This window comes from Dactylosporangium sp. NPDC005572, assembly GCF_040605515.1.
Taxonomy (GTDB): domain Bacteria; phylum Actinomycetota; class Actinomycetes; order Mycobacteriales; family Micromonosporaceae; genus Dactylosporangium.
This window is the reverse complement of sequence record NZ_JBEXCY010000050.1, coordinates 16,073-28,165: the sequence shown is the minus strand read 5'-3', so window position 1 is coordinate 28,165 and position 12,093 is coordinate 16,073. Positions and strand designations below refer to the sequence as shown.

12 protein-coding genes are annotated in these 12,093 nt (G+C 73.1%); 4 read left to right on the top strand and 8 right to left on the bottom strand.

Features of this window, described 5'->3' with window-relative positions:
* Positions 1 to 48 precede the first annotated feature (48 nt).
* Complete coding sequence (locus ABZS66_RS24080; protein ID WP_354761178.1) at positions 49 to 588, top strand: TetR/AcrR family transcriptional regulator; 540 nt, start codon at positions 49 to 51, stop codon at positions 586 to 588.
* Here the strand turns inward: ABZS66_RS24080 and ABZS66_RS24075 are convergent.
* On the bottom strand, positions 585 to 1,805 hold the full coding sequence (locus ABZS66_RS24075) for a hypothetical protein (protein WP_354761176.1): 1,221 nt from the start codon (positions 1,803 to 1,805) through the stop codon (positions 585 to 587). The genes ABZS66_RS24080 and ABZS66_RS24075 overlap by 4 nt on opposite strands.
* A gap of 50 nt (positions 1,806 to 1,855) precedes the next feature.
* Here ABZS66_RS24075 and ABZS66_RS24070 point away from each other — a divergent pair, with 50 nt between their 5' ends.
* A complete protein-coding gene (locus tag ABZS66_RS24070) occupies positions 1,856 to 2,329 on the top strand; it encodes a hypothetical protein (RefSeq protein WP_354761174.1) in 474 nt (157 codons plus the stop codon).
* Positions 2,330 to 2,549: 220 nt separating this feature from the next.
* The gene (locus tag ABZS66_RS24065) at positions 2,550 to 5,696 is read left to right on the top strand and encodes a BTAD domain-containing putative transcriptional regulator (protein WP_354761172.1); all 3,147 of its coding nucleotides are present in this window, start codon (positions 2,550 to 2,552) and stop codon (positions 5,694 to 5,696) included.
* Positions 5,697 to 5,703: 7 nt separating this feature from the next.
* Here the strand turns inward: ABZS66_RS24065 and ABZS66_RS24060 are convergent, their stop codons facing one another.
* From ABZS66_RS24060 to ABZS66_RS24040, 5 genes are read right to left on the bottom strand one after another with little or no spacing between them, the layout of a single operon-like run.
* A complete protein-coding gene (locus ABZS66_RS24060; RefSeq protein ID WP_354761170.1) occupies positions 5,704 to 6,534 on the bottom strand; it encodes an ABC transporter permease in 831 nt (276 codons plus the stop codon).
* Positions 6,531 to 7,370, bottom strand: a complete 840-nt coding sequence (locus ABZS66_RS24055; protein ID WP_354761233.1) for an ABC transporter ATP-binding protein — start codon at positions 7,368 to 7,370, stop codon at positions 6,531 to 6,533. Before ABZS66_RS24055 ends, ABZS66_RS24060 begins: the two co-directional genes overlap by 4 nt.
* A gap of 20 nt (positions 7,371 to 7,390) precedes the next feature.
* The gene (locus ABZS66_RS24050; protein WP_354761168.1) at positions 7,391 to 7,858 is read right to left on the bottom strand and encodes a Clp protease N-terminal domain-containing protein; all 468 of its coding nucleotides are present in this window, start codon (positions 7,856 to 7,858) and stop codon (positions 7,391 to 7,393) included.
* Positions 7,859 to 7,861: 3 nt separating this feature from the next.
* Positions 7,862 to 8,086 carry a hypothetical protein gene (locus ABZS66_RS24045; protein WP_354761166.1) on the bottom strand — a complete coding sequence of 75 codons (225 nt, stop codon included), beginning with the start codon at positions 8,084 to 8,086 and terminating at the stop codon, positions 7,862 to 7,864.
* Between the two features lie 46 nt (positions 8,087 to 8,132).
* The gene (locus tag ABZS66_RS24040) at positions 8,133 to 8,657 is read right to left on the bottom strand and encodes an isochorismatase family protein (RefSeq protein WP_354761164.1); all 525 of its coding nucleotides are present in this window, start codon (positions 8,655 to 8,657) and stop codon (positions 8,133 to 8,135) included.
* A 60-nt stretch (positions 8,658 to 8,717) separates the two neighbouring features.
* Between ABZS66_RS24040 and ABZS66_RS24035 the strand changes: the two genes are divergently transcribed.
* Positions 8,718 to 9,443 carry a class I SAM-dependent methyltransferase gene (locus ABZS66_RS24035; protein ID WP_354761163.1) on the top strand — a complete coding sequence of 242 codons (726 nt, stop codon included), beginning with the start codon at positions 8,718 to 8,720 and terminating at the stop codon, positions 9,441 to 9,443.
* Between the two features lie 24 nt (positions 9,444 to 9,467).
* Here the strand turns inward: ABZS66_RS24035 and ABZS66_RS24030 are convergent, their stop codons facing one another.
* Positions 9,468 to 10,013: a DUF4240 domain-containing protein gene (locus ABZS66_RS24030; RefSeq protein ID WP_354761161.1), complete on the bottom strand. Its 546-nt coding sequence runs from the start codon at positions 10,011 to 10,013 to the stop codon at positions 9,468 to 9,470.
* Positions 10,014 to 10,029: 16 nt separating this feature from the next.
* Complete coding sequence (locus ABZS66_RS24025) at positions 10,030 to 11,949, bottom strand: hypothetical protein (RefSeq protein WP_354761159.1); 1,920 nt, start codon at positions 11,947 to 11,949, stop codon at positions 10,030 to 10,032.
* Positions 11,950 to 12,093 lie beyond the last annotated feature (144 nt).

Sequence of the window (12,093 nt, the reverse complement as noted above, 5' to 3'; positions counted from 1 at the left end):
TTACGCTACCTTCAGTATCGATACTAAAGGTAGCGGTATTGTGGGCGGATGTCCACCAGACCGCCCGGCCGCCCGCGCTCCGGGATCGACGACGCGGTGTTCGCGGCCACACTGCGGACGGTCCACGAGCTCGGCTACACGCGGGCGACCGTCGACCGGATCGCCGCCGCGGCCGGCATCGCCAAGACGACGATCTACCGCCGCTGGCCGTCGAAGGGCGCGCTGATCACGGCCTGCCTGGTGGACGCGTTCGGCCCGGCGCCGCTGGAGGGCGCCGACCGGGCGGAGATCATCACGGCGGCGATCCGCTGGATCGCGGCGAAGATCGGCGAGCCCGGGATCGGCGCGGCCTTCGCGGGCGTGTTCACCGACGCCGTCAACGACCCCGAGCTGCGCCAGATCCTGTCGACCCAGCTGCAGGATCCGTACCGCGTCGCGCTGCAGGAGGTGCTGGGCGAGTCCGAGCAGCGGGTGCTGTTCTTCGTCGACGTCGTCGTCGGCACCCTGCTGCACCGGCTCGGCATGACCGGCTCGCCCATGGTCGACGTCGACGACCTGGTCGAGATGATCCTGCGCGACTTCCGCTAGAACAGCAGGCCCGGCTCGGGGCTCGACTCGACCAGAGGCAGCGTGTTCGGGTCGAGGCTCCAGGCCGCGGCGACCCGCATCACGGTCATCTCGCTGATGTCCGCGTCGTCCGCGACGCCCAGCTCGACCTCCACCGGCGTCGGCGCGCCCTGCTGCTCGAACTCGCCGCTGCACCCGTCGCACCGCAGCCGGCGGACCAGCCGGCCGCCGGTGGCCAGCGCCCACTCGTGGTACTCCGAGACCCGATGCGTGCCGAAGAACTGCACCTCGGCGCCGAGCCGCTCGCTCAGCCCCGCCACCGCGAGCCCGTCGAACGGCAGCAGCGCGCCGACCACGAAGACCCACCCGCCGGTGGGCGGCGACACGAACACCCGCCGCTCATACGCGCCGTCGACACCCTCGTCCCAGCCGACCGGCCGGCCACCGGTGCGTCCGATGGCGGCGGCGACCTCGGCGGTACCGCGGCCGCGAACCGCCAGCCACCTGCACTTGAAGCCGAAGCCCGCGCCGGTCGGGGTGCCCGGCGGCAGGTGCTGGGCGGGTAGGGAGCGGATCAGCTCCAGCACCTCGTCGAGGTCTCCGGTCCGCGTCTCGTACGGAGTGGGCCGGCTGTTCGCGATGCCGTGCCCGGTGAGCCGGACCGTGCCGTCGGACAGCTCGTCGACCATCACCTCGGCGCCACCGTCGAGCAGGCGCCGGTCGATCCCGGCGGGGGCGCCGAGGAGCGAGTCGTCGGCCTCGGCGAGCGCGCGCCGCACCGTGTCGCGCAGGGTGTCCGGCACCGCCGTGTGCCCGCCGGCGCTGGACCTGACGTACAGCTCACCCGTCGCCATCGTCGTCACCTCGACGCGGCGCACGACCGGCCACCGGGGGTCGAGGGCGGCCAGCTCCCGCAGCACCGCGGCGCCCAGCTCGTCCGCCGCGACCGTGTGCGTGGGCGCGTCGGCGTCGTGCGGCTTGGCGTCGACGTGCCACGCGCCGCCGGACCGGTAGGCCCGCACGCGCTTCTCGGGCCGGAACTTCCGCACCGCGACACCGGCGACGGTCTCGCAGAACTCCCGCCACGCGCCGTCCCCGGCGGGGCGGTGCAGCTGCTCGGCGACGAGCTGCCCGAGCCGCCGCGCGGGCACGCCGTCCTCGACCCGGACCCCGCCGGAGAAGGCCCAGGTCCCGGTCACGTATATCCGGCCCTGGAAAACATGGATCTCGACCCACACGGAGACCGACGCTACCGCCCGGCCGCGCCTCCGGGTCGTGGGAGGTGCTCGTGGCGACGCGTACCGTGGCCGGCGTGGACCTCGAGTCGCTGCTGCCCGCCGTGAACCGGTCGCCGGTGCACTACCGGCAGGCCGCCGCGGACCCGCGGCTCGACCCGGCGGGCCTGGACGCGCTCGCCGGCAGCCCCTACCCGTTCGTGCGTCTCGCGGTCGCGCAGCAGCCGCGGACCGGGCCCGGCGCGCTGCTGCGGATCCTGGACAGCGAGTTCAGCGTGTGGGACACCAACCACCTGCTGCGCGTCCTCGCGGCCCACCCGCGGGCCGACCGCGAGGTCCTGCTCCGCGTCCTGGAGCGCGTCACGGGGCTGCTCGCGCACCGGGTCGTCCGGCCGTACTCGGCCGCCCTCGCGCTGGCCGGGCGGCCCGAGCTCGAACCCGCCGAGCTCCAGGTCCTCGCGACCATGCCGGGCACCTCGCGGAAGGTGCGCCGGCAACTGGCCGAGATCCTCGTGGCCCGCGGCTAGCGCGGTGTCCACCAACGTTCGCAGGGCTGCGTGCCTGGTCGGATCGACGTTTTGGTGGGTTTCTGGGCAGGGTTTGGACCGGTAGGCTTTGCGCGCGCTGCAACTCCGCGTTCGACGGCTGGTCAGCGGACTATCTGTCATGTTCGCGGGGGTTGGCGTGGCCTTGCCAGTTCATCCGGTCCAGCCTGACGACGAGGGGCGGCCGGTCGGTGGCGTTGGTTTGCGCCTGCAGGTCCTCGGCCCGTTACGGGTGTGGCGGGACGGTGTCGAGCTGGACACCGGTCCCCGGCAGCAGGCGTATCTGCTGGCCTTGCTGCTGGCTCGGGTGGGCAGGCCGATCAGCGCGAGCGAGTTGATCGATCTGATCTGGGGCGCCGGCGTTCCCAGCAGCGCGCTCAACGTCATCCAGAAGTACGTCGGCGCGTTGCGGCGGCTGCTCGAACCCGCGATCCCCTCCCGGAGTACCGGCTCATACCTGCACCGCCGCGGCAACACCTACCTGTTCGCGGCGCCTTCCGGCATGTTGGACCTGGTCGCCTTCCGGGAGCTCGTCGAGACCGCGAAAGAGGCCCTCGCACAGCATCGTCACGAAACGGCGCTTGATCGCTACGTCGAAGCGCTCGGCCTGTGGCAGGGCCGTGCGGGCGACGGATTCACGCATGGGCCGACCGCGTTGCCGATCTTCGCGGCCCTCGACGACGAGTTCCACGCCGCGTGCGCTGCAGCGGCCGAACTGGCGATGTCGCTGCGCCGGCCGGTGCCTGTGCTGCCGGCGTTGCGGCTGGCCGCATCGATGGCGCCGTTCCATGAACCGGTGCAGGCCAGCCTCATCGCCATCCTCGGGGCCGCGGGACGCCGTGCGGAGGCATTGTCGGCGTTCCGCACGGTCAGCGACCGCCTCGCCGACGAGCTCGGTGTCGAGCCCGGCCCGGCGCTGCAGGCCGCATATCTGCAGGTACTGGCGCAGCCTCCGACGTCGCCGGTCGTGACGGGTGCGGACGTCGGGGATGACGGCGCGTCGGTGCGAGCGGCCGGGCTGGTCGGCCGGGCCGAGGAGCTCGCCGTCCTGCGGCAAGCCGTCGAGATGGCACTCACCGGCCGCTCGGCGCTCGCCATCGTCGAAGGCGAACCGGGCGTGGGCAAGACCCGCCTGCTGCAGGAAACCGCCGCCGAGGCGAGCCGGCTCGGCCCGTTCGTGGTCTGGGGTTCCTGCTTGGAAGGTGATGGAACACCGTCGATGTGGCCGTGGGAGCAGGCGCTGCGTCCGATCCTCGACAGCCTGCCGGCGCCGTTGCGGGAGAAGTGGCTCGCCAGTGATCTCGGCGGCCTCCTCGAACCGCGAAACGACAGCGCGGCCGCGCCAACGGTTCCTGACAGCGGCGCCCAGTTCCGGCTGCTCGAACAGGTCGTCACCGTAGTCGGGCAGGCCTCCGCGCAACGGCCCACGCTGCTGATCCTCGATGATCTCCAATGGGCTGACACCGCCTCGCTCCAGCTGTTCGGCCACCTCGCGGCGCGGCTACCCGCCGGCACGGTGATCATCGGCGCGCTCCGTGATCGCGCACCCGTACCCGGCTCTGACTTGTCGCGGGTCCTGGCCGCGGCCAGTCGGCTGCCGGATCACCGCAGGATCCGGCTCGGCCCGCTCGGCTTGAGCGAGGTGACCGAGCTCATCCGCCGCGAAATCGGCCAGGACCCGGGCGCTGATGTCGCCCGCGGCATCCATACCCGTACGGCCGGCAATCCGTTCTTCGTCCGGGAGCTGTCCCGGCTCCTGAGCGACGGCGGCTCGCTGCGCGACGGCGAGGCAGCAGTGCCGGCCGGGGTACCGGCCACCGTACGAGACGTCGTCCGCGACCGGATGGCCGGTCTCGACGACAGCGCTCGCGACCTGCTGCATGTCGCCGCGCTCATCGGCCGCGACGTGGACCTCGCCCTGCTCGCCGCCGCAGGCGGCGTCGACGTCGCGGACTGCCTCGAACGCCTCGAACCGCTGCAGGCGCTCGGTCTGCTGGAAACCAAGCCGGAAAGCCCGCACTCGCTACGGTTCGCGCACGACCTGGTCCGCGAGTCGGTCACCGAGACCACGACGCGGCAGCAGACCGTCCACCTGCATCTGCTGGTCGCCGACGCCCTCGAACGCACCCATGTGGACGACGAGTCTGTCGCCGAACGCCTCGCCCACCACCTCTGGGCCGCCGGCCCGCTCGCCGACCCGGCTCGCACCGCTCAGGCACTGGCCCGTGCCGGGCGCCGTGCGGCGACCAAACTCGCGTTCGCGGCCGCCGGCCGGCACCTGGAGTCGGCCGCCCAGATCGCGCGCACGGCCGGCCTGCGGGACCTGGAGCTGTCGGTCCTGTCACTGCTCACCCTTGTCGCCAGGAGGCACGCGGGATACGGCGGTTCGACGTTCGACCTGCTGGAGCGGGCCGAGTACGTGGCCCGCATGCTCGGCCGCGAGACGCAGGCCGCCGACTTTCTGTTCGTTCGGCTGGTCGGGGCCTACACCGTGATCGAGAAGGACCGTGGGAGGTGGGCTCGCCGGGTGTACGAGCAAGGACAGGCGTCCGCTGACCCGACCGTCCAGGCGTACGGTCGGCATGCCTGGGGCCTGCACCAGTGGGACATCGGCAACATCGGCGAGGCGTACCGCTGCTTCAGCGAGCAGGGCCACACCAGCCCGCACCGTGGTGCCGGCGACGCCCGGCCGTGGAAGGTGCCGAACGAGCGGATCGGTTGGCTGGCCGTGATCACCGCGCTGCACGGTGATGTCGAGACGGCACGGTCCGCGATCGACACGGCGTACCTGGCCGACGAAGACCTGTTTACGGTCTGGGCGTACTACCACACCATGGCGGCCTCGATGGCCGGTGACGCGCGATGGGTGATGTGGGCGGGCGAGCGGTGGATCGCGGCCGGCGCCGACCGCTCCGGCGTCGCGCAGGAGCACTACATCTTGCTGGACCGGCTCTGGGCCTGTGCACTCACCGGCGACGACCCGGCCGGCAAGGCGGCAGAGGCCGAACAGCTCCTGGCCGCGACCCTCCTCGACCCGCCGCGTTGGGGCATCGCATACCACTACGGACTGATCGCCGAGATGTGGCTGGCCGCCGACATGCCCGACGCGGCCGCAACCGCCCTCGACCGAGCCGACCAGGCCATCACGACCTACGGCCAACGGTTCGCCGAAGGGCTCCTGCTGTTGCTGCGCGCGCGCCTGCTGCACGCCCGCGGCGAACCCGTCGACGTCGTGCGAGCCGCCGCCGAAGCAGCCCGCGCCCGATCGGACGAACGCGGGGCCTACCTCTTCGCGCGCCGCGCCGAGCGGTTCCTGGCCGAAATCGACCAGGAATCGCCGGACATCTGATCGCGCCCTAGCCGACGCGCTGGAGGGTCTGCTCGCGGCGTTCGGCGACGCGGGAGCCGGACTCGCGGCGGGCCATGCGGCGCAGTACGAGCGGGGCCACGACCAGGCCCGCCACGGCCCAGGCGCCCAGCACCGCCGCCGTCTCCAGGTGGCGCCACGTGCCGCCGATCTCCACGGCGGCCGCCGCGTCCGGGAGCAGGGCCGAGCGCATGCCCAGGCCCAGCCAGTACACCGGGAACGCCTGCGCGACCCACTCCAGCCACCGTGGCAGGGCGCTGACGGGGTAGAAGATGCCGGAGATCGCGATCAGCGCCAGGATCGGCACGGAGAGCATGCCCGCGCCGCGGGAGCTCCTGAGCAGCGCGCCGAGGATCGCGCCGGCCGACTGGGTGGCGACCAGGCCGAGCAGCAGGACCCAGGCCAGGGTGGGCCAGGCGATGTCGCCGAGGCGGAAGCCGTCGACGACGAGCATGCCGGGCACGAGCAGGATCGCCAGGTACGCCAGCACCGTCGCCGACACGGTGACGAGCTTGCCGATCAGGTAGCCGCGCACCCCGTCGGGGATCGCCCGGGCCCGCAGCAGCGTGCCGTCCTCGCGGTCGGCGGTGAGGTGCTGGACGATCAGCAGCATGCCCAGGGCGACGAACATGCCCAGCACCCCGGGCAGGACCAGGGTGCCCAGCCCCAGCTCGGTACCGTCGACGGGGCGGTGGCGCAGCAGGAAGATCGCCACCAGGGTCGCGAGCGGCCAGAACAGGTTGCCGATCAGCTCACCGCCGGTGAAGGACTGGCGCAGCTCGATCAGTCCCTGCCGCAGGCCCGAACGCACAGTGGTCATCGCGCGGCTCCGCTCAGTTCGGCCCGGCGCACCAGGGCGAGGTAGGCGTCCTCCAGCGAGGACCGGCGGACCTCGAGGTCGGCGACGCTGTCGCCGTGCTCGCGGAACAGGTCGAACACGAACCGGGTGGAGCGGTCGGTCAGCTCGATGAACCGCTGCCCGCCGAGGGTCCAGCGCACCTCGTCACGGCCGGCGATCTGCCGGGCCAGCGCGGCCGTGGTGCCGTCGGCGACGATCCGCCCGCCGCTGAGGATGACGATGCGGCCGGCGAGCCGCTCGGCCTCGTCGAGGTCGTGCGTGGTGAGCAGGACCGTGGTCCCGTGCTCGTCGGCCAGGCGCTGGACCAGGTCGTGGAACTCGCGGCGGGCCTGCGGGTCGAAGCCCGCCGTGGGCTCGTCCAGGAACAGCACCTCGGGCCGGCCGACGATGCCGATCGCCACGTCGAGCCGGCGGCGCTGCCCGCCGGAGAGCCTGCGGACCTGCTGGTGCGCCTGGTCCGTCAGCCCGACCGCCGCGATCAGCTCGTCGGGGTCCATGTTCCGGCCGTAGCGGGCGTAGTAGCCGCCGAGGTAGGCCAGCAGCTCGCGGACCCGCCACTTGCCGTGGTCGCGCCAGGACTGGAGGACCACGCCCAGCCGGGCCCGCCACCGCTCGTCGCCGTGCGCCGGATCGGTGCCCAGCACCGTCACCCGGCCCGCCGAGCGCATCCGGAAGCCCTCCAGGATCTCGATCGTCGTGGTCTTGCCCGCGCCGTTCGGCCCGAGCAGCGCCACCACCTCGCCCTGCCGCGCCCGGAACGACACGTCGTGCAGGACGTCCCGGGTGCCGTACCGCATCCGCAATCCATCGACCTCGATCACCGCAGCGTCTCCCGCACCCGGGCGATCAGCGCGCCGCGGTCGGCGCCGGCCAGGGCGAGTGCCCGCGGCACCGTCCCCACCTCGGCCTGGAGGATGCCGAGCACCAGGTGCGCCGGGCGCAGGTCCCCGCCGGCTCCGGCCTTGACGCCGCGCTCCAGCGCGAGCTGGATCGAGGCGCCCGGGCGCGGCGTGCGGTCCGGGTCGGGGCTGGCGGGTCCCGCGTCGAGCGCCGGCAGCGAGATCCCGACCGTCTCCAGGCTGGCCTCGAACTCGCGGTGCAGCGCCGCGCGGATCGCCGCGTGGTCGAGCCCGGCCTCGGCCAGGACCCTGCCGGGCGGGCTGTCCGGGTCGGCGGCGACGGCGAGCAGCAGGTGCTGCGCCTCCACCGTCGCCGAGCCGTCCGCGCGGGCCTCGGTCTCGGCCCGGGTGAGCATCGTCTTGAGGTACCGGTCGAATTCGGCCACGGCTCAGCGCCTCCTCAGCTCGACACCGGCGGCGATCAGCCGCTTGATGTGCTTCTTGTGGACGGCCTGACGGGTCACGCCGAGCGCCTCGGCGACCTGCGGCCAGCCCCAGCCGGCTCGCATGGCCTGTTCGACGGCGGCGTCTTCCAGCTGGTCGGCCAGCCGGCGCAGGGCGGCCACGGCGGCCAGCGCGTCGGCGGGATCCCGGGGAACAGTGACGTCGGGCATGCAAGCAACCGTAGTTGACTAATTGGAGATTAGTCAACCGGAGTTGCTAGGCGGACGCGACCAGGGCGAGCACCTGCTCGGTGCCGAGGACGTCGCCGAAGCGCGGCAGCGTGACGGACAGGGCGTGCTCGTGCTCGGCGGCCGTCATGCCGCTCATGGCGTCGGCCGCGAACAGCACCTCGAAGCCGTGGTCGGCGGCGGCCCGCGCGGTCGACTCGACGCCCATGGTGGTCGCGATGCCGGTCATCACGACCGTGTCGATCCCGCGCCGGCGGAGTTCGGCGGCCAGGTCGGTACCGTAAAAGGCTCCGATCGTCCTTTTGACCACGACGACGTCACCGTTGCGGGGCTCGAGCTCCGGCACGAAGCCGCTGCCGGGCGGCTGCTCGGTGACATTGGGCCGCTCCACCCGCACCAGCACGACCGTGCCCCCGGCCCGCCGGAAGGCGTCGGCGAGGCGGACGGTCCGCGCGACCACGTCCGCACCCCGGTGCGGCCCCAGGTCCTGCTCCACGATGCGCGGCATCAGGTCCACCGCGATGAGCGCCGCCCGTTCCGTCGCGAATGTCATACCCGTGAGCCTATGCACTTCTCCTTGCCATCCACGGCCCGGGGCGGGTTGGCTCGGCGCATGGGCCTCATCGCGTACAACGGTGTCGATGCGGCGGCGTTCGCGGCGAACCGGCACCTCGGCGACGACGCGCTCGGCGAGTGGCGGGCGGCGATGCTGCGGTACCTCGACCCGCGCCCGGGGCTGCGCCTGCTCGACCTCGGCAGCGGTACCGGCAGCTGGGCCCGCGCGTTCCGGCAGTGGTGGCCCGGCGTCGAGGTGGTCGCGGTCGAACCGTCGGCGGCGATGCGCGAGCGGGCGGTGTTCGCGCCGACGCTCGCCGGCGACGCCGCAGCCGTCCCGCTGGCCGACGCGAGCGTCGACGCGGTCTGGCTCTCCACCGTCGTGCACCACATCCCGGACCTGGCGGCCGCCGCCCGGGAGATCCGCCGGGTGCTGCGGCCGGGCGGCCCGGTGCTGATCCGCTCGGTCTTCGCCGGGCGCCCCGAGGGGGTCGCGTTGTTCCGGTACTTCCCGGAGGCCGTCGCGGTGCTCGACCGGTACCCGAGCGCCGCCCGCGTCGAGGAGGCATTCACCGGCTTCACCGTCGTGGGCTTCGAGCCGGTACCCCAGGTCACCGCGCCGTCGCTGCGGGAGTTCACGGCCGGCCTGCGCCGGGAGGCGCACACGCCGCTGCAGCTCATCACCGACGCGGCGTACGCGGCGGGCGTGGCCCGCCTCCGCGCGGCGGCCGAGACCGCGGACGGCCCGGTGGTCGACGCCCTCGACCTGCTCGTGCTGGCGTGACCCGGCCTCGCCGCGTCCTGGTGACTACCCCTTCGGGCCGTCGTAGAGCTCGGTGAGGCGAGGCAGGCGGCGGCGCATTTCCGACCCGTCGTCGAAGTCGAAGTCCCACGCCGCGTCGAGGGCCGGGTGGCGGATCGTGAACGCGCCCGGGGGCAGCTCGCGGCCCGTCGCGGCCAGGTGCGCGTCCCAGGCGACGCCGAGGATCTCCCCGCACTCGAGTTCCTCGTCGTCCGCGGCGGCCCGCCGGACGACCGGGTTGCCGGCGAGGCTGTCCGGGTCGGCCAGGGCCTGTTCGTACACCGTCCGGCCCTGGGCCACCAGCCAGCCGCGGAAGTAGTCGAAGCCGTCGTCGGAGGCGCCGGCGTTGATCAGGTAGGCGGCGGCCCACAGGTCGGCGCGGTACGACTCGGTGAGCACGTCCCACAGGGGCTGGGCGAAGGCGACGATCTCGGCCGGGTCGCGCCGGGCCAGCAGTGCGGCCATCCGCTCGGCGACCTCGCCGGCCTCGGCCGTCTCGCCCAACTCCCGGCGCGCCTCGTCGACGAGGCGCCACACGTCACTGGTGTCCACGAGAGATCAGTGTCGCTCATCGCCAGGCCGTCACCACCGGGAGGCGCTCGACCCTGCCCGGCGACGTCTCCACCGCGGCGGCCCAGGAGCGGGGGTCGTCGGTCGGGTACAGCGGGAAGTTCGGCGCCGAGCCCATGTCCGCGCCGATCCGCCAGATCACGCCGCTGGAGCCGAACGGGCCGCCGGTGCAGCCGCCGACCCAGTACGGGTAGCCGGGCACGCCCTGCGGGCCGCTGCCCGAGCGGCGGCGGCACTCGGCGCCGTTGGCGAGCTTCACCATGAACACGTCGGTCTTGCCGGGCGTGCCGTCGTTGGCGTCGCCGGGGTCGTGGGCGAGTCCGGTGTACCGCGTCCAGGTGCCCGTCGTGGTGCCGGGCGCGCAGAGGAACTCGGTACTGCTCGACGGGCTGGCGAAGCACGGGTCCTGGATCTGGTTGCCGACGAAGCAGCGGTACCCGTCGCGGCGCGGTGCCAGCTCCGACGGGATGCAGGAGCTGTCGGCGGGGGCGGCCTTCGTGGTGGCCTTCCCGGCGGCGCCGTCACGCCACGGGTCGACCGTGCGGAACGCCGTCACGGCGGCGGCCGAGCCGGTCAGCTTGAGCGTGAACCCGCCCGGCTGGTCCTTGCCCCACTGCGAGAACGCGTCCGGGAGCTGGGAGAACGTGGCGGTGATGACCCCGGCGACGCCGAAGATCTTGATCAGGCGGCCGAGCAGGCGGAGCCGGTTGATCGACTTGCGCAGCGACGCCTCGGCCTCCTTCGCGTAGCCGGCCTCGCCGAACAGGCCCATCGCCTGGTTGAACGCCTTCTCAGGGTTCGCCAGGTTCTCCAGGGAGTTCTCGACGAAGCACTGCACGAAGTCCTTGGCGCTGTCCCACGACGGGAACGTGCGCAGCTTGTCCAGGCACTGCACGACGGTCAGGAACGAGCCCTGGACGTTGTCGCGCGGGTCCAGGCCGAGGATCGCGCCGCCGACGCTGAACGCGGCGCTGATGTGGTCTATGTAGGCGTTGAACGCCTTGTCCTCGGAGCGCTCCGGCTGCTTGTAGCCGGCGCTCAGCCAGCCGTTGCCGGGCAGCAGCACCTCGCGGTTGCGGTCCCGGTTGGTCACGTTCGCGAGGGCGCTGCGGAACCAGTCCTGCTCGTCGTTGACGTACAGGTACTCGGCGCCGGGCGCGACGCTGACCCACTCGAAGAACCGGCGGTTGGTCTGCACCTGCAGCTCGGCCCGGTCCTTGTTGGTGATCGCGCACAGGTGCACGAGCGTGGTCTTGTTGCTGACCGTGCTCCACTTCGGGGCGCCGCCCGCGCAGGGCCGCGGGTCGGTGCGCTGGGTGGCCACGTCGGCGAGCGAGTCGCCGAGGTTCCTGGCCCAGTCCGGCAGCTTGACCCAGCCGAGCAGGTTCGGCGAGAAGTCGGTCGTGACCAGCTGCGGCGGCCCGCCCGCCGCGGCGGCGAGGGCCGAGCGGGCCTCCCAGACGCCGCCGCCCGGCCGGTGCAGCACGACCGGCAACGCGCCGGACGGCAGGCGGTCCCGGGTCGCGGGGTCGTCGAAGGTCACGGTGACCGGGTTCCTCAGGGTCGTGCCGCTGAAGGACACGTCGATGCCGGGGCCGGCGACCTCCACCAGGGAACCGGCCGGCGCCTCGGCCGCGAGCCGTTGGACGGTGACCGAGCCGGTGGACGAGAAGCTGCCGGCCGGGGCCGTCACCTGGCCCACGCCCGGCACCGCGACGGAGAACGCCTGGTCGGCGGTCACGGCAACCTTGATCGGGTCGCCGACGTCGCGCACCGTCGGGTTCGGGAGATCCCCGACGGCGGCGGGGGCGGCCACAGGAGTGCGGTGCCGCAGCACGAGCACCGCCGCCACCGCGAGCACCGCCAGGACCGCGACCACCGCCGAGACGACGACCGTCACCCGCCGCGAGATGATCATGTCCCTATGTCATCACAGCGGTACCCGGTAAGGATCCGTCTTCCAGGTCGTCATGGTGACCGGAACGACGCGGCGGGAGGTCGTCGGTACGACCCCGTCCTCGACTTCGTCGGCTCGGCCGAGCCGCACGCCGTCAGAGAGATA

What these genes read in the sequence shown, in the direction of transcription:
- ABZS66_RS24080 (WP_354761178.1), top strand. Translation starts at nt 49, where the DNA reads ATGTCCACCAGACCGCCCGGCCGCCCGCGCTCCGGGATCGACGACGCG.
- ABZS66_RS24060 (WP_354761170.1), bottom strand. Translation starts at nt 6,534, where the DNA reads ATGACCACTGTGCGTTCGGGCCTGCGGCAGGGACTGATCGAGCTGCGC.
- ABZS66_RS24055 (WP_354761233.1), bottom strand. Translation starts at nt 7,370, where the DNA reads ATGCGGTACGGCACCCGGGACGTCCTGCACGACGTGTCGTTCCGGGCG.
- ABZS66_RS24045 (WP_354761166.1), bottom strand. Translation starts at nt 8,086, where the DNA reads ATGCCCGACGTCACTGTTCCCCGGGATCCCGCCGACGCGCTGGCCGCC.
- ABZS66_RS24040 (WP_354761164.1), bottom strand. Translation starts at nt 8,657, where the DNA reads ATGACATTCGCGACGGAACGGGCGGCGCTCATCGCGGTGGACCTGATG.
- ABZS66_RS24035 (WP_354761163.1), top strand. Translation starts at nt 8,718, where the DNA reads ATGGGCCTCATCGCGTACAACGGTGTCGATGCGGCGGCGTTCGCGGCG.
- ABZS66_RS24025 (WP_354761159.1), bottom strand. Translation starts at nt 11,949, where the DNA reads ATGATCATCTCGCGGCGGGTGACGGTCGTCGTCTCGGCGGTGGTCGCG.